This window comes from Chryseosolibacter histidinae (genome assembly GCF_018598225.1).
Classification (GTDB): Bacteria; Bacteroidota; Bacteroidia; order Cytophagales; family Cyclobacteriaceae; genus Chryseosolibacter; species Chryseosolibacter histidini.
Genome location: NZ_JAHESF010000025.1, coordinates 61,823 through 87,002, shown reverse-complemented (window position 1 = coordinate 87,002; position 25,180 = coordinate 61,823). Strand labels below are relative to the sequence as shown.

Below are 25,180 nucleotides of genomic sequence, written 5' to 3'. Positions count from 1 at the left end.
TGAAATGAAAGGAAAAATACCCTAAGGCGCGGGAGAAGCATCACCCTTCTTTTCCTTCCACATTTTGAAAGATTACGACAGGTGATCTTCACCTGCATTCGTTTTAAATCCATTGCCCCGCTCCGAAAACTGTCAGTGATCTTCGATAGATCCGCCGGCATATACCGGCTGCCCGGGAAACATAACGCCGGCATGGTCGTCGCAGCCAATGGCATGAACGTGCGGCGAAGAAAACTGAAACGAAAAGAAAAATACCCTAACATCAGGAGAAGAAATGAAAACTGATCTGGTCAAAATACCTAAAACTGAAACTGTTTTTTATCCGTATTTACGGGAAGATTTGTTACCTGAAAATGAATACACGCAGCAACTACATCGCATACTTCGCCCTGGCAGCGGTCTGCCTGATCTGGGGAACCACTTACCTGGCGCTCCGGATCGCCGTGGTGGGTTTTCCGCCATTCCTGTTCACGGCTTTACGCCAGACCACCGCGGGTATTATCCTGCTTTCGGTGATGTTCACACTCGGCAAAGCGGCATGGCCTACGAAGGAGCACATCTTCAGGCAGGCCATCGGCGGATTCTTCATGCTTTCGCTGGGCAACGGGCTGGTGGCCTGGGCAGAGATGCACATCCCCAGCGGCGTGGCAGCCATCATCTGCTCCCTCATGCCCGTGATGGTGATCATCATCAACCTGTTCATCAGCGCCGATGAAAGACCTACCATGCCCATCATCGCAGGCGTTGCGCTCGGCCTCATCGGTATCATCATGATCTTTGGCGAACATATCGCAGAATTTTCAAAGACCGAATACCTGATCGGCATCGTGCTCACATTCGCCGCAGTGATCAGCTGGGCCGGTGGCAGCATCTGGATCAAAAAGAAAAATACCGACAGCAACCCATTTGTGAACGCAGGACTTCAGATGTTCTTCGGCGGCTTCTGGTGCTTTCCACTCAGCCTGCTGTTTGACGACCTCAGCACGGTAACATGGTCTGCCGAAGTTGCCTGGTCCATGGCGTACCTCATCATCTTCGGATCCATTGTGGCCTACGCGTCGTACTCATATGCGCTGCGCAAGCTGCCCATGACCATTGTCTCATTGTATGCTTATGTGAATCCGCTGGTGGCTGTATTGCTCGGATGGCTTGTGCTGGACGAGATGCTCAACCTGAAGATCATTGTAGCTTTCCTGCTCACGGTGGCAGGCATCTACATTGTGAACCGCGGATACCAGCTGCGCAACGAATGGAAGGCCCAATTCACCAAATGATATGACTACGATACCTTTTCAGACCACAGACTGGAACAACGCTCCGGCCACTGCTCATAAAGGCGAGACGGGAACGGCCTATTGGAAGACCTTGCAGTACGACGACCTGCGCATCAGGAGGGTTGAATACTCCAGCAACTACAAGGCCGATCACTGGTGCAAGCTCGGACATATTCTTTATTGCCTCGATGGAGAGTTGACATCGGAGCTTTCTGACGGGCGCACCTTTACATTAAAGGCCGGCATGAGCTACCAGGTATCCGACGGCGCCAGCGAGCATCGCTCCTCATCGGCAAACGGAGCCACCTTGCTGATCATCGACGGCGGTTTTCTGAAAAACAGCAGGGAAGCTGTGCTCAACCCCTGGAAGATCTGAGATAGTACTGAATGCGATCCTTACACCAAACATTTCCACCCATGGCACAGGACACACTTTTTTTGAAAAAAGAGATTGAACCCCAGCACGGAATAGCGATCTTTCTTTACGAAACGCAGCATCAGCCGTGGTTCGAGAAGCTGAACCGTGCCTGGATCGAAAAATATTTCTGGATGGAGCCCGTAGACTTCCAGGTGCTTCAGCATCCCGACGAGCACATCATCAAAAAGGGTGGTTTCATTTTTATGGCATCGTACGGAAATGAAATAGCAGGCACGGTAGCGCTCAAATTCGTGTCGCCTGGAATATACGAGTTCACCAAAATGGCGGTTGACGACAAATTCCAGGGAAAGAAGATCGGCAAAGCACTGGCTGAGGTCGCCATCGCGCAAGCAAAAGCCCTGGGTGCCGACAAGATCATCCTTTACTCCAACACGCGGCTGGAGACAGCGATAACCCTCTACCGGAAGCTCGGCTTCGTAGAAGTGCCGGTGGATGGACCGTATAAACGTAGTGATATCAAGATGGAATTAAACCTGTGGTGATCAGTTGACATCCCGATAGCTATCGGGAGACCATAAAACAATTGACAAATGCCTAATGCCTAATACCTGACTATGGACGAATCGGTAACCATCAGAAGCTGCTCTTTGCATGACGCTGAGGCGATCATGAGTCTGGGGATCCGCACTTTCCGCGATACGTTCGACGAGATGAACACGCCGGAGAATATGATGCTGTATCTCAACAAGACCTTTACGCTGAAGCGGATCAGGGATGAGATCCAGGAACCCGGGTCCGTATTCTTCATTGCCGAAAAAGACGACGATGCCGTGGGATATGCCCGGCTCAGAACATCCGAAAAGCCCGAAGAGCTTCAGGGCTATTCGCCAATAGAAATAGAACGATTGTATGCCGATAAAAAATTCCTGGGGAAAAGGATCGGTTACAACCTGATGAATACCTGCCTGCATTACGCGAGAGACCATGGCCATGACCTGGTATGGCTGGGCGTGTGGGAGCACAACGAGCGCGCTATTTCCTTTTACAAGAAATGGGGCTTCGAACGGTTTGGGCAACACACGTTTATGCTGGGCAACGATGCGCAGACCGACCTGCTCATGAAAAAACACCTGAAATAGTCAAGAACGAATGGCACATCTTCATCATTACAAAGCTACCACTACCTGGATCGGCAACCGCGGCACGGGCACCAGCGATTACAAGGCCTATGACCGCAATCACAACATTGCCATCGACGGAAAAGAAACATTGAAATGTTCTTCCGACCCAAGCTTTCGCGGTGATAAAACACGGCAGAACCCTGAAGAGCTCCTGGTAGCTTCACTATCCAGCTGCCACATGCTCTGGTACCTGCATTTGTCGGCCGTGAACGGTGTGGTGATCACAGCATACGAAGATGAAGCGCATGGCAACATGGAAGAGAACAAAGATGGCAGCGGACAGTTTACGGAAGTAACGCTCAACCCCAGGGTTACTGTCAGCGATAAAAGTATGATCGAAAAGGCCAATGCGTTGCATCACGAGGCCAACCAGATGTGCTTCATCGCACGGTCGGTGAAATTCCCGGTGCATCACAAACCTGTAACCATAGCGGCTTCGTGAGATGAGATTCCGCAATGCTTCACCGGACGACCTGAAAGATATCGTTGAGATCTATAACTCTACCATATCCTCGCGTATGGTTACCGCAGACACAACACCGGTTTCAGTTGAGAGCAGGGTGAATTGGTTTAAGGAACATGACGCCGGAAGCAGGCCATTGTGGGTGGTTGAGGAAGAAGCGCGGACCATTGGCTGGGTAAGCTTCCAGTCGTTTTACGGAAGGCCGGCGTATGCAGCCACTGCCGAGATCAGCATCTACCTGCATGCTGTTGCCAGGGGGAAGGGTTTGGGAAAGAAGGTGCTGGAGCACAGCATTCTGCAGAGCAGGTCTTTGGGTATTAAAACATTGCTCGGATACATCTTCGCGCACAACGAGCCAAGCCTGCGGTTGTTCCGGAGCTTCGGCTTCCAGGATTGGGCACTGCTCCCGAACATTGCAGTGCTCGATGGTGTTGAGCGCAGCCTGGTCATTGTAGGAAAACGGATAACACAATAAGAAACATGAAAAAGATCGAGTGGTTTGAGCGCCAGTTCACTTTCGGGCTACCCGCCGGCATGCTGCCCTTCTACATCGAAAGACTGGAAGGTACTGCGGCACGCATCGAAAAAAAAGTGGCCGGCATCCCTGACCAGGTTCTTTCCAACAAGCTGGGCGGAAAATGGTCTATCAAGGAAAATATCGCACACCTGGCCGAAGTGGATGAGATCGCCCTGAAGCGTATCGATGAAATGCGAAACGGGGTCACTCCCATGTCTCCGGCGGTCATTCAGCCCGGCAAAGATTATAACGCGATGCCTATAGGCGACGTCATCAAATTTTTCAGGTCCAGCCGTCAGCGGAATCTCGATAAATACAAAAGCCTTACCGACAGCGATCTCGGCAGGCAGTCGCTGCACCCACGCCTCAAAGTGCAGATGACTCCCGTTGACCTCGCCTGGTTCGATGCCGAGCATGACGACCATCACCTGGTAAGGGTAAGCGAGATCCTGCACGCGTTATCATAAAAAAAGAAATTGAAACATTCATCCTTAGCCCATAAAATCATGAAAACAGTTGCCATCGTTGCTTTCGACAAATTCACAGACATAGATGTTTTTTTGCCCTGGGATCTTTTTAATCGTGTGAAGCTCCGGAACAAGGAGTGGCAGGTAAAGATCGTGGGCACACAAGACCAGCATACTTCGGTTTGCGGCATTAAGCTCGACATGCACGCGCAGATCGAAGCCTGCAACGATGCCGATGTTGTATTCTTCGCCAGCGGTCCCGGAACCAGGGCGCTGATCAAGGACCCTGCATACCTGAAGAGACTCAAGCTCGATCCGCAGCGGCAGATCATCTGCTCTATGTGCTCCGGCTCGCTGATCCTGGCTGCGCTTGGCGTACTGGACGGACTCACTGCCACCACTTACCCTACGGCCATCGAAGAGCTGAAGTCCTATGGCGTGGAAGTAGAGAATAAAGACCTTGTAGTGCATGGCAACATTGCTACCGCCGCGGGCTGCCTCGCCGCCATCGACCTCGTTGGTTTTGTGATCGAAAAATTACTCGGCACAGAGATCAAAGACGATGTCATCGCATCAGTGATGCCCGTAGGCAAAGGACTTGAGTGTATATATTAACAGCCTTTCCCGCAGATTACGCTGATCAACGCAGAATTATCATGATCACCCATCAGCGAAAATCTGCGCAATCCGCGGGAAACATCCTCGAACAGAACAGAATCCATGAACCCGTTATTAGCTACCGACGATAAGAACATTTCGGCCATCCTGCAAGAAACACTGGCCGTGGCAGAGCGCCATTTCAATCATCAGCACAAGATCGCGCCGGGAAGACTCATCCCTGACATCAACCTGAACGATCTTCCTGAAAAAGGGATCGGTGCCATGGCAACGCTGCAGCATTTTGAAAAACATTTTGCTGACAAGCTCGCCAACTCCGCAGGGCCTTCATATTTTGGTTTTGTAACGGGCGGCTCTACACCGGCCTCCGTTGCCGGCGACTGGCTGGTGAGCACGTATGATCAGAACGCCTGTGGCAGCAACGACTCCATTGCGCCCCAGATCGAACGGCAAACCATTCACTACTTCAGACAACTGTTTGGCCTTGGTGCAGACTACTTCGGTTCTTTCGTCACAGGTGCCACCATCTCCAATTTTGTAAGCCTGGCCATTGCGCGCCAGTGGGTGGGCGAACAACACGCAATCGATTTCAGTAATGATGGCCTGGGCGCAGTGTCTCTGAAAGTAGTCAGTGCTACGCCACATTCGAGCATCCTCAAGTCACTTTCCATGCTCGGCATCGGCCGCAAGGCGCTGGTAAGGATAGATACTTTGCCCGACCGCGAAGCCATTGACCTGCAGCTGCTGGAGAATTACCTGAAACAGCACGGCGAACCTGTTATTGTGGTAGCCAACGCCGGCACGGTGAACACCGTCGATTTCGACGATCTCGAAGCCATCGGGCAACTGAAAAAGAAATACAATTTCTGGATGCATGTGGACGCAGCGTTCGGAGGTTTTGCCGCGTGTTGTGAAAAATTCGCCCACCTTATGAAGGGTGTGCAGCACGCAGACAGCATTACGATCGATGCACACAAATGGCTCAATGTGCCGTATGATGCCGCCATGCAGTTTACCCGGCACAAGTCGCTTCAGCTCAAGGTATTCCAGAACAGCGCGGCCTACCTGGGCGATCCTGAGAAGAGCCCGGACTTTTTCCACTATACACCGGAGAACTCGCGGCGGTTCAGGGCACTTCCCTCCTGGTTTTCGCTGGTGGCCTATGGCAGGGAAGGACATGCAGAGATCGTGGAGCGCAATTGTCACTGTGCGCAGTACCTCGGCGAGGCCATCAAACGGTCAGGAGATTTCAAACTGCTTGCGCCCGTGAGAATGAATGTGGTGTGTTTCACCTTGAAAGAAGCGTTCACGTTCGAGACCATACGGGAGTATCTCGCGGCGATCCGGGATGATGGCAGGGTATTTTTCACCCCAACCTTGTACAAAGGAATTCCGGCCATCAGGGCGGCGATCTCGAACTGGCAGACCAGAACCGAACACATGGATACCGCGTTTACCGTACTAACAGAAGTTTGGAAGAAACTGAAACCGGAGCATGCAGTTCGGTAACGGACAAATTAAAAGTTGCCGGATCATGAACAAATATTCAAGGATAATGCTGAAATTCACCCGTTAACACCTATTACTACTATGGCTACGCTGACGTCTACCATCGCTGTTGAGCGCATTAAAAAATCAAGAATTGACGAGGTTGATTTCAACAACCTCGAGTTTGGGAAATACATTTCCGACCACATGCTGGTGGTCGATTATGACAACGGACAATGGGGCAACCCTTCTATTGTGCCTTTCGGCGAAATGCGTATGACACCGGCCATACTTTCTCTTCACTATGGACAGGCCGTTTTTGAAGGTATGAAAGCATTCAAGATGAAAAATGGCGACATCAACATTTTTCGTCCGCACAAACACCTGAGCCGTTTCAACAAATCGCTCGACAGGATGTGCATGCCTACCATCTCCGAAGAAATGTGGTTGTCAAGCCTGCAGGCACTCATCGAAACAGATCAGCAGTGGATCCCCGATGGCGAAGGCTCGTCGTTGTATATCCGCCCGCTGATGTTTGCCACTGAATCAAGACTCGGTGTAAAAGTATCCGACCAATATAAGTTTGTGATCCTCACCTGTCCCGTAGGGCCTTACCAGGCAAAACCTTATCGCCTGAAGGTGGAAGACCACTACGTTCGCACGGCCGAAGGAGGTACTGGTTTTGCCAAGTGCGCCGGCAACTACGGAGGTGCTTTTTATCCTACGCAGATCGCACGCCAGGAAGGCTTTGACCAGATCCTGTGGACAGACCACAAGGAGCACCGCTACATCGACGAAGTGGGCATGATGAACGTGATGTTTGTGCTGAACGGCAACCTGGTAACACCGCAGCTTTCAACGGCGATCCTCGATGGCGTTACCCGCGATTCGATCTTAACACTGGCAAAAGAGATCCCGACCTTCAAAGTAGAAGAGCGCAGAATCGCCCTCGACGAGATCGAGCAGGGCTTCATCAAAGGCACGCTGACCGAAGCTTTCGGAGCCGGTACCGCCGCCGTTGTAGCACCCATTGCCGTGATCAATATCCGCGGAAAAGATTACCAGATCCCCGTGGCGGGGCCTACCAGCTTTCAGCAGCAGGTGAAGAAAAAACTTCACAACCTGCGCATGGGCCTGGAGCCGGACCAGTACAGATGGAACTTTATCGTAAAAGGCTAGGCTGCATCTAAGCCTCACATTTTTTAAATTTTATGGCAGAAGTTATTTACAGCAGTAATGTAAAAATTACAGCGGGGCAGTATATTGACCTGCTCAACCGAAGCACCCTCGGTCAGCGCCGGCCCGTAAGCGATCCGGAGCGTATTCAGAAGATGCTGGACCATGGCAACGTACTGGTTACAGCCTGGATCGATGATAAGCTGGTAGGCGTATCGCGCGCATTGACCGACTTTTCGTTTTGTTGCTACCTGTCTGATCTTGCTGTGGATGAAGTCTACCAGCACCAGGGCATCGGCAAAAAACTTGTGTACCTTACCCACGAAGTTTCAGGCCCGAATACCATGCTCATGCTGCTGGCCGCGCCTGCTGCCACAACATATTATCCGAAGATCGGTATGGAGCGATTCGAACATTGCTTCTACTTAAAAAGAACGAACTAAAACCCGAACAATGAAAGCTGCTTTATTCAAAGGCAAAGATCATCCGCTGACAATAGAAGAGGTAAAAAAACCGAAGCCCATTAAGGATCAGGTGCTGATCAAAATGAAGTACGCCGCGCTCAACCATCGCGACCTGTGGGTGATGCAGGAGCAGGCTCAGCATCTTCCCAACGGTATCATTCTTGGTTCTGACGGATCGGGTGTGGTTGACGATGTGGGAGAAGATGCCGATCCGCTGCTGGTAGGTGCCGAAGTGGTGATCAATCCCAGCCTCGATTGGGGAAACAATCCCATCGTTCAGGGCGATGCTTTCAGGATCCTCGGTTTTCCGGATAACGGTACTTTCGCCGAGTACATGGTGATCTCAAAAAAATACATCTTTGAAAAACCCGAGCACCTTTCATTCGAGGAGTCTGCGGCGGTGCCCCTCTCGGCGCTCACGGCATACCGTGCGCTCTTTTCAAAAGCGAGGTTGCGCGCCAAAGAAAAAGTGCTGATCACCGGCATCGGCGGCGGCGCAGCATTGTGGGTACTGCAGTTTGCCGTTGCCTACCAGGCCCGGGTATTTGTAACCTCGGGATCGGACGAAAAACTGAAAAAGGCGAAGGAGCTTGGCGCGATCGGCGGCTTCAACTACAAAGACCCTGAATGGGCAGCCAAGGCACAAAAGGAGACGGGTGGTTTCGACATCATTATCGATAGTGCCGGGGGCGACCAGTTCTCGAAGCTCATCGAGCTCGCCCTTCCCGGAGGCCGTATCGTGAACTTCGGACGCACCGCCGGCAACATCACCGACATTTCGACAAGACTGCTATACTGGAAACAGCTCTCCATCCACGGTTCAACTATGGGCACACGCGATGAGTTCCTCTCTATGATCGACTTCCTGGAAAGTCGCAAGCTGAAACCGGTGATGGACAAGACCTATGCGCTGAAAGATATTACACAAGCGTTCCAAAGGATGGAACAGGGAGAACACTTCGGAAAAATTGTACTGGACATTGGCAAATGATGCTGTTATGAACGTATCGCATGAACAGTTTCACAAAGGGTTTCATTTCAGCACCGATAAGGCGCTGCTGGACCTGCCTTATATCCATGCCTTCCTGAGCGAACGTTCTTATTGGGCCATTGGTGTGCCGCTGGAGATCGTAAAGCGCTCGGTGGAAAATTCGATCAGCATTGGCATTTATGAGAACAAAAAACAGGTAGGCTTTGCGAGGGTGGTCACTGACCTGGCAACCTTCGGATACCTGGCCGACGTTTTTATCGATGAAGCTTATCGTGGAAAAGGATTATCCAAAGCATTGGTGGCATTCATCTTTTCCTTTGAAGAGCTGAAGTTCCTGAGAAGGTTCATTCTTGCCACCAAAGACGCCCACAGCCTGTACGCGAAGTACGGATTCAACCCACTGAAAAGTCCGGAGCGATTTATGGAGATCGCGCGCCCGGACATATACAAACAATTCGCCTCCTGAAACATTAAACTTCTTTGTTATGGCCGACTTCTCTAAAACCGATAAAACAACCATCACACGTCTGCCGAAACGTGGTGTTTACGACCAGGAAACGGTGTACGCCATCCTCGACGAGGCGCTCTTCTGCACCGTGGCCTACGTCAGGGAAGGCGAGCCTTTTCAGATCCCCACGGGTTTCTGCAGGATGGGTGACAAACTTTATATTCACGGATCGGTGGGTAGCTTCTACATGCGCGAGCTTGCCGAAAAAAATTTACCGGTCTGCATCAGTGCTACCCTGATCGATGGACTGGTGCTGGCAAGGTCGGCCTTCCATCACTCGGTGAATTACCGGTCCGTAGTGATGTTTGCTAAGCCTGAAAAAGTTACGGACGAAGCTGAGCTTTACACGGCCTTCGAGGTCTTCACCAACAAGATGCAACCCGGAAGATGGGACGATGTAAGGAAGCCAGGCGCGGGCGAGTGGAAAGCAACGATGGTACTCTCGTTCAGGATTGAAGAAGCGTCGGCCAAAGTGCGCACCGGTGGCCCAAAAGACGACGATGAAGATTATGCGTTGCCTGTGTGGGCTGGCGTGGTGCCGCTGCGCATTGAAAAGCAAAGCCCCGTTGCCGACGAGCTGCGAAAAAAAGATGTTCCGTTGCCATCCTATCTCAAGGCGTGAACGGATAACCGCATCGAGGTATGAAAATCGAGCACATCGCCATCTGGACAAAAGACCTGGAGACGCTGAAGGATTTTTACCTGAAATATTTCGGGGCCACAGCCGGCGAGAAGTACATCAATCCCATCAAAAAATTCGAATCGTATTTTCTCAGCTTCAATGGGGGATGCCGCCTGGAGCTGATGCAGATGCCTGGCATACCGCCCTCCCTGAACGATGTGCACGCGCAATTCTCAGGGCTGATCCACTTTGCCATCAGCGTGGGCAGCCGGCAGGGAGTAGATGCGCTGACAGAACAGCTCCGGAAAGACGGCCACCGCATTGTTGGAGAGCCCCGGACCACGGGCGACGGCTACTACGAAAGTGTGGTATTGGACCCGGAAGGCAACCGGATCGAGATCACTGAATAATGAGCAGGCCTCAAGCACCGCATTCGTGACCCGGAATTTTTATTTGCGTGAGAAAGATTCTAACTTCTGGCCGTTTATTACCCAACGTTATGGAAAAACAGAACAGGAGAACTTTCGTAGCCAGTGCCGTTGCACTAGGCACCAGCGCAGCAGCTTCAGCGATGCCGACTATGACAGAAAAAAATAAAAAACAGGTTGTACACCACGTGTTCTTCTGGTTGAAGAACCGCGATTCGAAAGAAGACCTCAACAAGCTCATCGAAGGTTTGAAAAAGCTCGAGAAGATCGAGACCATCAAAAAAATGCATATCGGCGTGCCCGCCAGCACGGAACAGCGCCCGGTGGTGGATTCGAGCTACAGCGTTTCAGAGCTGATGTTCTTCGACGATGTGGCCGGACAGGATGTTTACCAGGTACATCCCATTCACAAAAAGTTTGTAGAAGAGTGCTCACACCTTTGGGAGAAGGTGGTGGTATACGATTCGATCGATGTGTGATTGAATCAAGGATGACATCCTTCAAAAGGATGTCATCCTTGATCATTTAATTCTTTATTTTTCCCTTGAACCTCCCCCTGGTGAAAACCACGGAGGGGATACCGTTCTCCGGATTACTTCTTTTTTGCTTTAAGACCACCCCGAAATTTCCTTCCACTATTCTTTCATCTTTATCGTAGCGGGTGATCTTCACACCACCGATGTAATTTCCGCCTTCGGTTTGATACTCGCTGGTGAGCACATCGCCTCCCAGCGTGGTGTAGTATGTTCCCTGCGATTTCTCCAACGCGTAGTTCCCGATTCCTTCAAGCTTGATCCGCATAACGAGTGTCTCTTCCGTTCCGATCCCAAAAATATACAATGTGTCACCGTTGTTATTCTGGTCAAAAACCATCTCCGTGCGTCCTTCCCAGGCAACACTGTTCTTTTCGGCAAACATAAAATCGTCAGGCGTGGTACCATTGTCATCATCGCATGAAAATGCCACGATCGCTAAAATAAGGGCTACTAAGGTCTTCTTCATGATTCAGGTAGTTATCTGTTGTACCTAATTAGACACCGGTTCTTTGAAAAAGTTGGAAACCTCACCCTGCCCTCTCCTCCCCAGGAGAGCGCCGGGGTGAGGTCAGGTCCTCTTTATCAACGCCATATAGAACCCATCAAATCCTTCCGACGGCCAGGAGCGTTTTTCTGCCTGCAGCTCAAATTTTCCTTCTTGCTGTTTCAGGAACTGCTGCACCTGCTTTTCGTTTTCCGATGCCAGGATGCTGCACGTGGAGTACACCATCAGTCCGCCGGGTTTGAGCATCTCACAATAGTCATTCAGAATGTGCTGCTGCAATGTTCTTACTTTTTCAATGAAATCAGGTGAAAGCTTCCACTTGGCATCCGGGTTTCGTTTCAGCACACCCAATCCTGAGCAGGGCACGTCGAGCAGCAGACGGTCGGCCGAATTTTGGAGGCGTTTGATGGTTTTGGAAGACTCGATAAACCGGGTTTCCATATTGCTCACGCCCGCCCGCCGCGCACGCTTCTGAAGCTCGTCCAGTTTCCATTGCTCCACGTCCATGGCTACAATGCGCCCCTTGTTCTTCATCAGCGCCGCCAGGTGAAGCGTTTTGCCTCCCGCCCCTGCGCAGGCATCGATCACCCTCATGCCGGGCTCGATCTTCATAAAAGGGGCGATGAGCTGCGAGGCTGCGTCCTGCACTTCGAACAAGCCATCCTTGAACGAAGGTTTTCCAAAAACATTCTGGCGCTCTTCGAGAACCAGTGCATCCGGATATTCTTTGAGGTCATAGGTGGCAACGCCTTCTTCATCGAGGCGCTCCTGCAGATCACGTTTTGAGATCTTCAGCGTGTTCACCCGTAGCACCACGTCTGCCTCCTCGTTCAGGCTCTGAAGCTCTTTTTCCCATAACTTTCCAAGCTCCTGCTCGCCGAGCTCGTCAAGCCAGTCGGGAATGGACTCCCTCACCTTGCGGATGCTCCGGGCTTTCATCTCTTCTGACTTCACCTTGCTGACCGATACTCCCTTGAACTCATCCCATGCAGGAAGATCGACCCCGTGAAGGGCACACCATGCCGCTAAAAGTTTCCAGTAGTCATCTCCTTTCGCTTCCGTGATCCGCTTCAGCAGCAGGTACCAGCGAACAATGTCGTACGTTGTTTCGGCGATGAACCTCCTGTCGCGCGCACCCCACTTCGGATTTTGCTTCAGCACTTTTTCAATTACCTTATCGGCATAACGTTTACCGCCGAAAATTGCATCCAATGCCTGGATCACTGCTTCTGAAGTGCTGCGATGAAGTCTCATTTACCCGAGATTTTATTAAATCGTTAATGCGTTGATGTGAGTCCACGGTCCACGGTCGACAGTCCACGGCAGAACAATCGGGATACGAAGTACGATCAGTAACATCCACTGCCCTGCTGTGGACTGTGGACCGTCGACTGTGGACCATTTCAACCGCAAAGGTGCAAAATTTTAGTGCAACTCTTTGAGGGAATCGGTGACCGGCATGGCCTGGAAAGCATATTTCAGGGATTCTTTTTAAATTGACCGACAACAAAAAGCGTATGGCCGGATCGTCAGGGAAACGGATCCCAGCCATGTCCCCAAAACAGAACCAATCAACTAACCACATAACCGTTACTATGAAAAGAAGAAATTTCCTTCGCAATGGCGTGGCCCTCACGGCTTCGGCGCTGGCAGTAGGTGAGGCAATGGCTGCGCGAACCAAGGAGAGATCCGCTCCCGCAGAAAAAACCTTCAAGCTGAACTTTGCGCCGCACCAGGGCATGTTCAAAAATCACGCGGGCGAAAATTTTATAGACCAGATCAAGTTCATGTACGACCAGGGTTTCAGGGCCATTGAAGACAACGGCATGTTGAAACGCAGTGTAGAAGAGCAGGAGAAGATCGGCAAGGAGCTCTCCCGCCTCGGCATGACCATGGGTGTGTTTGTGGTGGATGGGGGCGAGAACTGGAAAACATCGCTCACCACGGGCAAGCAGGAGTTCAAAGACAACTTCATCAAAACCTGTAAGGCCTGCGTTGACACCGCCAAACGGGTGAATGCCAAGTGGATGACGGTGGTACCGGGCTTCTTCGACAGAAGCCTGCCCATGGGGATCCAGACCTCTAACGTGGTGGATGCCCTGCGCAGGGGAGCGGAAATATTTGAGCCTCATGGACTCATCATGGTGCTGGAGCCGCTCAGCGATACTCCCGACCTGTTCATGCGTTTTTCAGACCAGACCTACGAGCTGTGCAAGGCCGTGAACAGCCCCTCGTGCAAGATCCTTTACGACATCTACCACATGCAGCGAAACGAAGGCAACCTCATCAACAACATCGAACGGTGCTGGGAAGAGATCGCTTATTTCCAGATCGGCGATAACCCGGGAAGAAAAGAGCCCACCACCGGGGAGATCAATTACAAGAACATCTTCAAATTTGTTCATAACAAAGGTTTCAAGGGCGTGTGGGGCATGGAGCACGGCAATGCCCAGCCTGGCAAGGAAGGCGAGCTGGCGCTGATCAAAGCTTACCGTGAAGTGGACAATTTTTAAAAAAACTTCATTTTTTCTTTCAACCCTTTGAGGGTTTAAAACCCTTAAAGGGTTAGTTCGTTAACTTTGGGATGCTAAAACCACTAACCATGAAAGTAATCTGGGGGATGTTATTTTTTGTGCTTTCGGTACAACTTCACGGACAAGGGCTGTTACAAAATCTGAAAAAGGCGGCTTCGGATCAGGCGAAAAGCCTGGCCACGAAAGAAAATCTTGACAAGGCGGGCTCGGCGATCATGAAAGACCTGGAGAAGGCGCGCGCTGAATTCGATTCTGCCGACTTTGACTACGCGATCTTACTCAGTGACAATGCAGGGCTCTTCGATGTAAAAGAAAAAGGTGAAGGTATGGCGAAAGCTACCTCCATGCTAAGCCTGGGCTCATCGTACTATAAAAACACCGAGCTTACGGATGAAGAGCGTGCGCGGTGGAACCGTGAGTCGGGTGAGCTGGCCTATGGGATGCGGAAGTTCGGTCTCGCCGAAAAAAAATTCGAGGCTGCGAAGGCCGCCTATGAGCAGGGAGGTCTTACAGAAGACCTCGGATACCTGAAGACCATTGCCAACCAGGGCCTCCTCTACGGAACCATGGGGCGCTTTACACAGGCAGAAGGATATACGGCTGAGGCGCTCGAGCTGCGCAAAACCAAATTCGGTGACAACAATCCCGGTGTGGCTGCATCGCTGAACAACTATGGCGTGCTGCACTACAACCTGGGGCGATACAATGAATCTGAAAAAGACATCGCGGCAGCGCTGGAGATCCTGAAAAAAAATGGATTGCAATCAGCCATGCCTTATGCCATTACGCTCAACAACCAGTCGATGCTGTTCCAGGCTATTGGCCGGTATAACGAAGCTGAAAAAATATTACAGGAGGCCATCGCGGTTGCCGAAAAACTGCAGAGCAGCAAATCGCCCAACCACCTGAAATTCCTTTCCAACCTGGCGCTGCTCTATCAGCAGATGGGCAAGTACCCCGAAGCGGAAGCCATTTACCTGAGCATGGAAAAACGACTTGGCAAGAATAATCCCGCTTACGCCAGCATGCTGAACAACCAGGCCGCGCTTTACCTGATGATGAACAAGGAAGACAAAGTGGAAGACCTGCTCAAGCGGTCAGCCGCCATTTACAAATCCAACTTCGGCGAAGACAACCCCGCCTACGCCAAATCCATCAGTGACCTGGGAAATTTCTACCGCTACAAAACACGGTATGCCGATGCAGAACCTCTGCTGGACAAAACGTTAGCCATCCGGGAGCAGGCATTCGGAAAGAACCATCCGTTGTATGTGCAGTCGCAGGAAGACCTGGCCATTCTCTACTGGAAGAAAAATGTTCCTGATAAGGCTTACAACACCTACCGCGAGGTGATGGACAAATCGCTCACCTTCATCAACCAGTATTTCCCGCCCATGAGCGAAGCGGAGAAAACGAAATACTGGGATGTGCTCTCGCCACGTTTCCAGCGGTTCTACAATTTTGCCGTGGAAGCCAGCGCCGGCAACAAAAACATTCTTCAGGATCTTTATAATTACCAGATCGCCACCAAAGCGTTGCTGCTGAATTCAACCAACAAGGTGAAGCAGAGCATCCTGGCAAGCAAGGACGCACAGCTCATCAAGGACTACGTTTCATGGGTAGACCAGAAAGAACGCCTGGCCAGGTTGTATGCCTACTCCAAGGCCGAGCTGAAAGAGCAGAAGATCAACCTCGACTCCATCGAGCAGGCTGCCAACGCTATGGAGAAAAAACTTTCTGAACGTTCGAAGGATTTCTCACAAGGTTATGCTGCGGCGAAGATCAGCTCATCGCAAATCAAAAACCTGCTCACAGAAACTGAAGCCGTGGTGGAGATCATCCGCCTGCAGTCTTTCGATCAGAAGTTCACGAACGATTCAAAGTACATTGCATTGGTGCTGACCAAAGCCAGCGACGTGCCCAACATGATCGTGCTCGACAATGGCCAGCAGCTCGACACACGGTACTCAAAATTCTACCGCAATGCCGTGCAGCAGAAAATTGCCGACGAGTATTCATACGATCAGTACTGGGCGCGCATCGAACCCGCGCTGCAGGGCAAAAAGATCATCTACGTTTCGCCTGACGGTGTTTACAACCAGCTCAACCTGAACACACTCAAAAAACCGGGCGCCGATTATGTGATCAACCGTTACGACCTTACCATTCTCGGTAACTCCAAAGACCTGATCGCCCTGAAAGCAAAAAAGGCAACGGCACCGAAGAAAAACGCTACGCTGCTGGGTTTCCCCGATTATGGCGGAACAGGCATTGCCGCGCTTCCCGGCACCAAGGTAGAGATCGATGGTGTAGCAAAAGTGCTGAAAGCATCGGCTTACCAGGTGAACCAGCTCACCCAAAAAACTGCCACGGAGGCAAACCTGAAAGCCGTAAAAGCGCCCATGGTGCTGCACATCGCCACGCATGGCTACTTCCTGAAAGATGTTGACCAGCAAGGCTCCGCTTTTGGTGTTCAGCTCGAGAACGCCAACGACAATCCCCTGCTCCGTTCAGGGCTGATGCTTGCCGGCGCCGCCAACACAGTGAACGGCAATGCCATGCCTAACCTTCAGAGCAACGACAACGGCATTCTCACGGCGTATGAGGCCATGAACCTCAACCTTGAAGGCACCAACCTGATCGTGCTCAGCGCCTGCGAGACCGGTCTCGGTGATGTAAAAGCCGGCGAAGGTGTTTACGGCCTGCAACGCGCGTTCCAGGTTGCCGGCGCCGATGCCCTGATCATGAGCCTCTGGAAAGTAGACGATGCTGCCACCCAACAGCTCATGACCAGCTTCTACACCAACTGGATCAAGCTCGGCAACAAGCAGAAAGCTTTCAAACAAGCCCAGCTCCAGCTCATGGCGAAATACAAGGAACCGTACTACTGGGGAGCGTTTGTCATGCTCGGACAGTAAAAAAGAAGTCAGAAGCCAGGAGTAAGGAGCCAGGAGAAGCTAGGCCCTATGAAAACAAGGCGGTGTTAGAGTCAAGAGTTGATGAAGCAGGAATTAAGAAGGCAATAGACAAAAGACCTAATTTTTTAATTAGACTTTCCCATTTCGTACTTCGTATCTCGTACTTCGTATTTTTATAGATGGAATTAAGAAAATTAGGAAACTCCTCCGTTAACGTTACACCGCTGGCCTTCGGCGCATGGGCTATTGGCGGATGGCTCTGGGGTGGCGCGGAAGAAAAGGACGCGCTTCGTGCCATCAGGGCGTCCTATGACATGGGCATCACCAGCATTGACACGGCACCCGTTTATGGATTCGGAAAGAGCGAAGAGCTCGTAGGCCAGGCCATGGCCGGTGTTCCGCGAGACCGCTACCAGATCCTCACCAAGTATGGCATGAACTGGCAGACCCAGCAAGGCGATTTTGCTATGGACACATTCGATAACCATGGCAAGCCGTTAAAAATATACAAGTACGCAGGCAAGCAGAAAGTGAAGCAGGAATGTGAAGACAGCCTTCGCCGCCTGAAAACAGATCATATCGATCTCTACCAGATCCACTGGCCCGACGTAACAACGCCCATCGCAGAGACCATGGAGGCAGTTGCAGATCTGATCAAGGAAGGAAAAGTAAGGGCCGCCGGCGTCTGCAACTATTCTGCACAACAGGCAGAAGAAGCGCTGAAGACGCTGAACATTGTCTCGAACCAGGTGCCCTTCAGCATGGTGAACCGCAAGATCGAAAAAGACGAAATACCACAGGCCCTGAAACGCAACCTGGGCATCCTTCCTTACAGTCCGTTGCAAAGAGGCCTGCTCACCGGCAAGATCAAACCCGGTTACAAATTCAACGACGGAGACTCGCGGCCATCAACAAGATATTACAAGCCCGAAAACCTCAGCAGGATCAACGCCATGCTGGAGAAGATCAAACCCATCGCCGACGGATATAACGCATCACTCTCGCAGCTGGTCATCAACTGGACGGTTCACCGCCCCGCCATGGCCTGTGTGCTGGTAGGCGCGCGCGACGAAAAGCAGGTGAAAGACAATGCGAAAGCACTTGACTTCAAGCTCACAGCCGAGGAAACAAAAAAGATCAACGAGGCTGTGGATGGACTTAAGCTTGTAGATTAGCCTCCGAATCGAATGGCAGGTTTCCCGCAGATCACGCAGATTCACGCAGAACATTCTTTATGTAGAATCTGCGAAAATCTGCGAAATCTGCGGGAACTGTATTTGATGGCACGCTACTTCTTGAACTCGTAGGCCATTACTTTATTGCCGTTGAACGTGGGGACGAATACTGTTTTGGTCTTACTGTCGTAGTCAATGTCGGCGCTGTTCAGCTTCTGTTCTTTGGTGTCGAGGAGCTTCTGTGATTTCCTATTGGCGTCAACGAAGTAAACCTCTCCGCTCCAGCTCGAAACAATGTACTCGTCTTTACCCACCAGCACAATGCCATCGGCACCCGGCGCCGTCTCGGCATAAGGAGTGAGCTTTTTATCGGCGCTCAGCTTGTAATTCTTTCCATTTCCGGCATCAGCCACATACAACTCATCCTTCAATGCCAGCAGCCCGTTGATGCGTTTAAACTCCGGGCTCTCGAAATAAAGCTCCGCCTTATTCCCGCTGAGCTTGTGGATCTTACGGGTTTCTGAATCGGAGATATACACGTTACCCTTCGAATCGATCGTGATGTCGTTGAGGAACTTTGCACCTTCTATTTCAACCCTGTTGGTTTGTTTGCCGGTAGCCACATCAAAAACAGCTACGCCCGTAAGGTCTGCAACGTAGAGGCTGCCTTTATTCAGGCCCATGCCTTTGGGTGCATTCAGACCCGTTGCCCACTCCAGCGCAATGATCTTGCCATCGGGCGACATCTTCGAAATGAATCCCTTTCCGTCTTTCTCGCCCGACTTGCCATCGATGTTTGAAACATAAAGCACATTGGCCTTGCTATCGAACAGAACAGATTCCGGAATGCGTAACACGGTGTCTGAGCTCCATTTCAGCTGAAGGCTCTGACCAAAGGTTGTGACTGCGAGTGCAGCGAAAAACATTACTGAAACAATGATCTTTTTCATGATGAGAAGTTTTAAGCGTGATTTTAAAATTAATCAATCCACCCTTATAAAAACAGAAGCCCCGACCAAAAGCCGGGGCACAATGACGAACAGTAGGATTTGCTGCACTACCTACTTCCTGTTGCTTTCGCTTCCGGCGACTGCTTCACATATTTCTCAAGCCAGCGATCCATTTCCCACAGCATGTGCAGGATCGATTCCTTGGCGCGATATCCGTGACTCTCATACGGCAGCAACACAAAACGAGCTGTGCCGCCGTGTCCCTTGATGGCGTTGTAGAAACGCTCGGTCTGAATCGGGAAAGTACCTGAATTGTTATCGGCTTCTCCATGGATCATCAGCAAAGGTTCTTTGATCTTATCCGCAAAAGAGAAAGGCGACATATCGAAGTAAACTTTCGGCGCTTCCCAGTAAGTTCTTTCTTCAGACTGGAAGCCGAAGGGAGTCAGCGTGCGGTTGTAAGCACCACTGCGCGCGATGCCCGCCTTGAACAGATCGCAGTGTGCCAGCAGGTTCGCTGTCATAAAGGCGCCATACGAGTGGCCACCGGCTGCCACACGGTTAGGATCGGTAACGCCCATAGACGCTGCGTGATCGATGGCCGCCTTCGCGCTTGCCACCAGCTGCTGAACATACGTGTCATTAGGCTCTGAATTGCCTTCACCTACAATAGGAATGGAAGCATTGTCGAGAATGGCGTAACCACGGGTAACCCAAAAGATGGCGCTGCCCGACCCGATGCGGGTAAACGTGTATTGTGAACCTTTCACCTGGCCCGCGTTCGATTTCGACTTGAACTCTTCCGGATAAGCCCACAGGAACGTTGGCAGCGGACCGTCCTCTTTCTTATAACCCGGAGGCAGGTAAAGGTCAGCGGTCAGGTCAACACCGTCTTCACGTTTATATTTCAGCACTTGTTTCTTCACATCTTTCAGCTGCGGATAAGGATGCGGGAAGCTTGTCAGCTGTGTGGTTTTGGCGTTGCCCGCCGTGCGCAGGTAATAGTTGGGGTTTTCGGTTTGTGACTCACGCGATGTGATGAAAGTAGCTTTCTTGGCATCGAGCAGGTCTATCACGTGCTCATAATACGGTGCCTCACAGCGCCACAGTCTCGTTTTCTTTCCTGTTTTCAGATCCATCCTGTCAAGGAACGGCAGGTCGCCTTCGGGTGAAGCGCCATCGCCGGTGAAGAACACCTGGTTGTCTTTGGTGATGAGCATTACATAACGGCCAAACTGGTTGGGCGCTGTTACTACGTTACCGGGGTCGTTATACGCATCTTCCGTAGACCGGTCGATGATCACCTTCTTCGTTTTTGTTACGGGGTCGAGCTGGTAAACACGTTCTTTGCGGTCTGTCCACCAAAACTCGTTCACCCAGGCGATGTTGTTGTTGCCCCAGGTGATGCCTGAATAACGGAGCGGCAGGCTGATGAGCTCTGTAGCGGTACCTGTGAACGGTGCTGCCAGCTCAGATACTTTGTCGCGGATGTCTGCTTTTGCTTTCGGGTCGCCGCCATCCTGTGCTTCGGCCCAGTATAAAGTAGCGGGCTGGTCTGCGCGCCATGCATGGTTCCGTGGACCAGTCTGCACCGCGTTGAATCCATTGGGAATATTGTCGATCAGCGGAATGTCGATCAATTCTTTAACAAGCGCTCCATTCAGGTCTATCACCTGGATGCGCTGAGGGAAGCGGTTGTAGGGAACGATGTAAGAATAAGGGCGATGCACTTCACGCACCAGCACAAGCTTGCCATCGGGTGATGGACTGAACGAGCTATAGATCGCAGCAGGCTTCAGCACCTTTTCTGAACCGTTGATATTTTTAAGCACCAGCTCGGACGTTGCATAATAATCGAACAACTTCTCGTCATACGGATTCTTGAGCAGGTCCTGGTAGGTGCGGTTCGGCGCTTTTTTACCGAGGTTCTCCTCCACAACGGGTCCCACAGGCGTTCTCGGCTTCTCGGGCAGCACGGGTTGTTTTTCAGGAACAGCGGTAAAAACTATATGCTGCGAGTCCGACAGCCAGCTGAAAGCCGAGCCCGTGAATCCTCCGCCAAAAATGTTGTTGATCTTTCTTTCGGTGAGCTTCGATGCTGTTAACGTGGCGAGGTCAACCACCCAGAGCTCTGTCTTGTCGGCACCGTTCTGCAGGAAGGCGATCTTCTTGCTGTCGGGCGAGAAGCTGACGTTGCTCATCAGCAATGGCGACGGCAGGTTTTTGATCTCGTAGTCTTTATTCTCCGCAAGTTTCTTGGCCTTTAAACCGATGGAGTAAATGGCACGGCTGGGACCGAAGTTATCGGGATTGATGCGCAACCCGGCGATGCGCAGCTCGGGCCTTGACAGCTCCTCGATGGTGGGATAATCGGAACGCTCCAGCAACAGCATCCATGCATTGTCATGCGATATGCTGATGGCTGGCGTCAACGGTGCTTCCACAAGTTTTGCAATATCGTCGGGAGGGCGCTGGTACGTGATGTTATCCTGCGCAAAGCCAGGGGCTGCTGCCAATATCAAGATCAGATGGGTTAGTAGTCTTCTCATACACTTTTGTTTAGGTTGTCGCCGAAGATAGCGACCGCACCGTCAAAAAAGCGAGGAGTTTGTGATGAGTGCAATAAAAACCGGGCCTAGCGCTAAAATAACGCAACCGTAATGAAGAAGATGTTCAGTACAATATAAAGGCTCACCACCGCAATGGAACAGGTTCTGTTGATCCTGAGCGCCAGCGCGGTCTTCTGGTTGTCGTGCAAGTGTAGCGCCACAGCCGAGGTTACCAGCGTGGCAAAGATGCCGAGAAACGTTACCGTGTGCAGTGTATCCACTAAGGTGAAAGACGACGATTCTGGCAGCAGCGAGTCAATGATGTATTTATTACCCACTGCCGCAAACAACCCACCGACCGGCAACCCGAATCGTGGCTCCAGCTCGGAAGGATGCGGCGTGAAGCTGATGATGGAGATCAGGAAGGCGATGTACATGCCAATGCAGATCTTCATAAACAGCCCCCAGGCATCCCGTTCGAGGTCCATTTCAATCACAAACTGTGAGAACTCGGAAAACGCACGCCCGGGACGAGGGTCGCCAAAACCGGTATGATAATCGTTCCGGGTCTCCACAACCCTGAAGTCGGAGATCAGCCACCCATCGATGGCTTCTTCATCGTCGAAACGGCTTCCAACCGTGTCCGGAACAAACACCAGGTTCTTATTGTCGAACAGCGTATTCTCGATCTGCACTTTCAGGCTCTGGCGGTCGAACGGAAAATCCGCAACGTTCCAGTTCTGCTTCATCACACACTTCATCTTCATGATCACCCATGCCTTGCCTTCCAGCGAATCGGTGATCGGCTCTTCGAATTCTATGGACTTGGCGTTGGGGATATCAAGCTGTTTCGAAAAATCGAAATCGCTGTTGCCGTGCAAAAACCACAGCCAGAACCTCACGGTATATTCCTTCTCGTGGAAATTGATGTCGTGCACGCTGATGACGTAGGCGCCAACTTTCACTGTATCAGGGTTGTTGACAACTGTGGTATCGGGAGCTTGCGCAGAAGCGGTTAAAAACGAAACGAGGAACGCAATAATAAGCAGGTGTCTCATAGAAAGAGATAGCGGCCCAAAAATATGAACGTTTCTTTAATCTTAGCCAAAGCTGTACTATTTTGCCGCCAAATTCAATTTTATGTACACCGGCCTTCTTCACTCCCATTCTGTGCTTCGTTATTTCATCCTGATCCTGCTGGTGGTGGTCATCATCCAGTCACTGCTGGGCCTGGTGAACAAGAAGCCTTACACCAGGATGGATAACCGTGTGGGGTTGTTTCTGTTCATCTGCACACATACGCAACTTCTGCTGGGACTTGTATTGTATTTTGTAAGCCCGTTCGTGCAGTTCTCCGGCGCAGCCATGAAAGAACCTTCAACCCGCTACTGGCTGGTGGAGCATAATACGGCTATGCTGATCGCCATTGTACTCATTACGCTGGCCAGGACCACCTCGAAAAAGATGGCGGTTGACCAGGCCAAACACAAGCGCATGTTCATTTTCAATACCATCGCCCTGGCCATCATTTTGGTCACCATCTGGCTCAGCGGCAGAGGCATTGTGTAAGTAAAACGGTCATTTTGCTCTTTAAAAGCCGCGCTAGCGCGGTTTTTCTGCTTATTTCGTAGCCGTTTATGTTTTAACTTTACTGTTTCTAACCCCTTATACCATGAAGAAATGTTTACCGCTTCTCCTTGTTACACTCAGTGTGTCCGCGCTGTGCCAGCAGGTCTCACCACGTTACGAGCTGGTGAAGATGGATAAAACGGTCAACACATTCCATCACGAAGCCGCCCCGGTTGTATCACCAGACGGCAAAACATTATACTTCTTCGTTCAGGACCATCCGGAGAACACCCTTGGCAAAGACGATACACAGGACATCTGGATGTCAGAAAAAGATGCCAATGGAGTCTGGGGACCTGCGCAGCACCTTCGCTCACCTTTTAATATCCATCCTTCCAACCAGGTATTCACCGTATTGCCCGACGGCGGCCTCTTCATCAGGGGCGGCAGAAGTAAAGGTGAAAAAGGGTTCTCCATCGCCAGCAAGGGCGGCGGACTCACCGAGCTCGAAGTGGTTGACTTCAAAAAGATGAACCAGGGCCGTTTCTATGGCGCCAGCATCTCTGCAGACCGAAAACATATTATCCTTTATTTCAGCGAAAAGGATGGCAGCGCCGTCAGCGACCTCTATGCCAGTCACCTGCAGGGGAATGGAAGCTATTCCAGGCCCGAGAAGTTAAAGCTCAGCACCAACCTTGACGAGGTGGGGCCTTTCATTGGTCCGGATCAAAAGACACTTTTCTTCGGCAGCGCACGCCAGGCACCCGGAAGACAAGGCGGCGTGGATATCTATAAATGTACCCGTCTTGACGACACCTGGAACAACTGGTCAGAGCCTGTGAACATGGGCAAACCGATCAACACCAGCGCCCTCGATTTTTATTTCACCATGGATGAGGCCGGCAACGTGTTTACCAGCCGCGCCAACAAAGCGCTGGAAGGTGCCCAACTGGACCTCTACATGCTGGTGCCCAAAACCATCAAGATCAACCTCGTGGGCATGGTCTACAACCAGAAGACAAACACACCCCTGCAGGCCGATGTTGAAGTGAGGTTAAAAGAAAAGGACCCGCTGAAGCTGAAGTCAAACACCACCGGCAAGTTCGAAACAAAAATGCCCGAGGTAACTGAATACGTAGTGAGCGCCAGTGCCCAGGGCTTCCTTCCCAAAGAGCAGTCTTTCAAGGTACCTGCCCTGTATAACGACACTACCCTCAACGTTGAGATCCTCCTGACACCAGTAGCTAAAAAGCTCATGCTGACGGGCAATGTGTACGACAAGAAAACCGAAAAGACCATTAATGCAAAACTGAATGTATCACTCAGGAGCGACAGAAAAACAACGTCATCTTTGCAGGCCGTTGACGGGAAATATGAGCAGCCTGTGCCGAAGCTGGGCACGTACCTGATCGCCGCCTCTGCGGAAGGATATATGAACACTACTGATAGTGTTTCCATCGACAATGAAGAGCTCACGCCGGTGACCAAAGACGTTTACCTCGAGCCGATCGAAGTAGGTGTAACGGTGAGGCTGAAGAATATCTATTTCGATTTTGATAAAACTACATTGAAGAAAGAGTCATTCACCGAGCTCAACAAGGTGGTGGACTTCCTGAAGCAGAACAATACCGTAGAGGTTGAAATATCAGGCCATACCGATAGCAAAGGCTCTGACGACTACAACCTGAATTTGTCACAGGGCCGTTCACAAGCGGTGGTGGACTACATCGCCAGCCAGGGAATCGAAAGCCATCGCCTCACCGCACACGGTTACGGAGAAGCGAAACCCATCGATACCAATGATACACCTGATGGACAGGCCAATAACAGGCGCGTAGAGTTTACGGTGCTGAAGAAGTAAAACAGTC

The 25,180-nt window shown here is 51.2% G+C and carries 26 protein-coding genes; 21 read left to right on the top strand and 5 right to left on the bottom strand.

All coding sequences use genetic code 11. From position 1 onward, the window contains the following. Positions 1–353 precede the first annotated feature (353 nt). The 16 genes from KK083_RS21355 (at position 354) to KK083_RS21280 (ending at position 11,055) form a co-directional block, all read left to right on the top strand. The gene (locus KK083_RS21355; protein WP_254167426.1) at positions 354–1,274 is read left to right on the top strand and encodes a DMT family transporter; all 921 of its coding nucleotides are present in this window, start codon (positions 354–356) and stop codon (positions 1,272–1,274) included. Between the two features lies 1 nt (position 1,275). After that, positions 1,276–1,650: a DHCW motif cupin fold protein gene (locus KK083_RS21350; protein ID WP_254167424.1), complete on the top strand. Its 375-nt coding sequence runs from the start codon at positions 1,276–1,278 to the stop codon at positions 1,648–1,650. Between the two features lie 41 nt (positions 1,651–1,691). After that, positions 1,692–2,195, top strand: coding sequence for a GNAT family N-acetyltransferase (locus KK083_RS21345; protein ID WP_254167422.1), 504 nt, complete (start codon positions 1,692–1,694; stop codon positions 2,193–2,195). A gap of 72 nt (positions 2,196–2,267) precedes the next feature. Continuing rightward, the gene (locus KK083_RS21340) at positions 2,268–2,792 is read left to right on the top strand and encodes a GNAT family N-acetyltransferase (protein WP_254167420.1); all 525 of its coding nucleotides are present in this window, start codon (positions 2,268–2,270) and stop codon (positions 2,790–2,792) included. A 10-nt stretch (positions 2,793–2,802) separates the two neighbouring features. Then, positions 2,803–3,276: an OsmC family protein gene (locus tag KK083_RS21335; RefSeq protein WP_254167418.1), complete on the top strand. Its 474-nt coding sequence runs from the start codon at positions 2,803–2,805 to the stop codon at positions 3,274–3,276. A gap of 1 nt (position 3,277) precedes the next feature. Further along, positions 3,278–3,772: a GNAT family N-acetyltransferase gene (locus tag KK083_RS21330; protein ID WP_254167416.1), complete on the top strand. Its 495-nt coding sequence runs from the start codon at positions 3,278–3,280 to the stop codon at positions 3,770–3,772. Between the two features lie 5 nt (positions 3,773–3,777). Continuing rightward, positions 3,778–4,281, top strand: a complete 504-nt coding sequence (locus tag KK083_RS21325; protein ID WP_254167414.1) for a DinB family protein — start codon at positions 3,778–3,780, stop codon at positions 4,279–4,281. Between the two features lie 39 nt (positions 4,282–4,320). Beyond that, positions 4,321–4,896: a DJ-1/PfpI family protein gene (locus KK083_RS21320; protein WP_254167413.1), complete on the top strand. Its 576-nt coding sequence runs from the start codon at positions 4,321–4,323 to the stop codon at positions 4,894–4,896. 105 nt (positions 4,897–5,001) lie between these two features. Further along, positions 5,002–6,408 (top strand): pyridoxal phosphate-dependent decarboxylase family protein, encoded by a 1,407-nt coding sequence (locus KK083_RS21315; protein ID WP_254167410.1) that lies wholly within the window; start codon positions 5,002–5,004, stop codon positions 6,406–6,408. A gap of 81 nt (positions 6,409–6,489) precedes the next feature. Then, positions 6,490–7,566 (top strand): branched-chain amino acid aminotransferase, encoded by a 1,077-nt coding sequence (locus tag KK083_RS21310; protein ID WP_254167408.1) that lies wholly within the window; start codon positions 6,490–6,492, stop codon positions 7,564–7,566. Between the two features lie 32 nt (positions 7,567–7,598). After that, positions 7,599–8,006 (top strand): GNAT family N-acetyltransferase, encoded by a 408-nt coding sequence (locus KK083_RS21305; RefSeq protein WP_254167406.1) that lies wholly within the window; start codon positions 7,599–7,601, stop codon positions 8,004–8,006. 10 nt (positions 8,007–8,016) lie between these two features. After that, complete coding sequence (locus KK083_RS21300; RefSeq protein WP_254167404.1) at positions 8,017–9,018, top strand: zinc-binding dehydrogenase; 1,002 nt, start codon at positions 8,017–8,019, stop codon at positions 9,016–9,018. A gap of 7 nt (positions 9,019–9,025) precedes the next feature. Beyond that, the gene (locus KK083_RS21295; RefSeq protein ID WP_254167402.1) at positions 9,026–9,484 is read left to right on the top strand and encodes a GNAT family N-acetyltransferase; all 459 of its coding nucleotides are present in this window, start codon (positions 9,026–9,028) and stop codon (positions 9,482–9,484) included. 19 nt (positions 9,485–9,503) lie between these two features. Continuing rightward, positions 9,504–10,148, top strand: coding sequence for a pyridoxamine 5'-phosphate oxidase family protein (locus KK083_RS21290; RefSeq protein WP_254167400.1), 645 nt, complete (start codon positions 9,504–9,506; stop codon positions 10,146–10,148). 20 nt (positions 10,149–10,168) lie between these two features. Then, positions 10,169–10,558: a VOC family protein gene (locus tag KK083_RS21285; protein ID WP_254167398.1), complete on the top strand. Its 390-nt coding sequence runs from the start codon at positions 10,169–10,171 to the stop codon at positions 10,556–10,558. A gap of 89 nt (positions 10,559–10,647) precedes the next feature. Beyond that, the gene (locus KK083_RS21280; RefSeq protein ID WP_254167396.1) at positions 10,648–11,055 is read left to right on the top strand and encodes a Dabb family protein; all 408 of its coding nucleotides are present in this window, start codon (positions 10,648–10,650) and stop codon (positions 11,053–11,055) included. A 46-nt stretch (positions 11,056–11,101) separates the two neighbouring features. Here KK083_RS21280 and KK083_RS21275 read toward each other — a convergent pair whose 3' ends face one another. Continuing rightward, positions 11,102–11,578, bottom strand: a complete 477-nt coding sequence (locus KK083_RS21275; RefSeq protein ID WP_254167393.1) for a DUF6252 domain-containing protein — start codon at positions 11,576–11,578, stop codon at positions 11,102–11,104. Between the two features lie 102 nt (positions 11,579–11,680). Next, entirely contained in the window at positions 11,681–12,871 is a 1,191-nt protein-coding gene (locus tag KK083_RS21270) for an RsmB/NOP family class I SAM-dependent RNA methyltransferase (RefSeq protein ID WP_254167391.1), read from the bottom strand. Positions 12,872–13,212: 341 nt separating this feature from the next. Here KK083_RS21270 and KK083_RS21265 point away from each other — a divergent pair, with 341 nt between their 5' ends. The 3 genes from KK083_RS21265 to KK083_RS21255 all read left to right on the top strand — a co-directional run bounded on the left by KK083_RS21265 (position 13,213) and on the right by KK083_RS21255 (position 18,244). Further along, positions 13,213–14,130 carry a hydroxypyruvate isomerase family protein gene (locus KK083_RS21265; protein ID WP_254167388.1) on the top strand — a complete coding sequence of 306 codons (918 nt, stop codon included), beginning with the start codon at positions 13,213–13,215 and terminating at the stop codon, positions 14,128–14,130. Between the two features lie 89 nt (positions 14,131–14,219). Further along, positions 14,220–17,069 carry a CHAT domain-containing protein gene (locus KK083_RS21260; protein WP_254167386.1) on the top strand — a complete coding sequence of 950 codons (2,850 nt, stop codon included), beginning with the start codon at positions 14,220–14,222 and terminating at the stop codon, positions 17,067–17,069. 179 nt (positions 17,070–17,248) lie between these two features. Then, positions 17,249–18,244 (top strand): aldo/keto reductase, encoded by a 996-nt coding sequence (locus KK083_RS21255; RefSeq protein ID WP_254167384.1) that lies wholly within the window; start codon positions 17,249–17,251, stop codon positions 18,242–18,244. 113 nt (positions 18,245–18,357) lie between these two features. On the opposite strand, the gene KK083_RS21250 is transcribed toward KK083_RS21255, so the two are convergent. The 3 genes from KK083_RS21250 to KK083_RS21240 all read right to left on the bottom strand — a co-directional run bounded on the left by KK083_RS21250 (position 18,358) and on the right by KK083_RS21240 (position 22,801). After that, positions 18,358–19,194: an SMP-30/gluconolactonase/LRE family protein gene (locus KK083_RS21250; RefSeq protein ID WP_254167383.1), complete on the bottom strand. Its 837-nt coding sequence runs from the start codon at positions 19,192–19,194 to the stop codon at positions 18,358–18,360. A 107-nt stretch (positions 19,195–19,301) separates the two neighbouring features. Beyond that, positions 19,302–21,743 (bottom strand): S9 family peptidase, encoded by a 2,442-nt coding sequence (locus KK083_RS21245; RefSeq protein WP_254167382.1) that lies wholly within the window; start codon positions 21,741–21,743, stop codon positions 19,302–19,304. A gap of 92 nt (positions 21,744–21,835) precedes the next feature. After that, positions 21,836–22,801: a ligand-gated ion channel gene (locus KK083_RS21240; protein WP_254167381.1), complete on the bottom strand. Its 966-nt coding sequence runs from the start codon at positions 22,799–22,801 to the stop codon at positions 21,836–21,838. A gap of 82 nt (positions 22,802–22,883) precedes the next feature. On the opposite strand from KK083_RS21240, the gene KK083_RS21235 reads away from it, so the two are divergent. Both KK083_RS21235 and KK083_RS21230 read left to right on the top strand, forming a co-directional pair. Further along, the gene (locus tag KK083_RS21235) at positions 22,884–23,312 is read left to right on the top strand and encodes a cytochrome B (RefSeq protein WP_254167380.1); all 429 of its coding nucleotides are present in this window, start codon (positions 22,884–22,886) and stop codon (positions 23,310–23,312) included. Between the two features lie 103 nt (positions 23,313–23,415). Beyond that, positions 23,416–25,173, top strand: a complete 1,758-nt coding sequence (locus KK083_RS21230) for an OmpA family protein (protein ID WP_254167379.1) — start codon at positions 23,416–23,418, stop codon at positions 25,171–25,173. Positions 25,174–25,180: the final 7 nt, after the last annotated feature.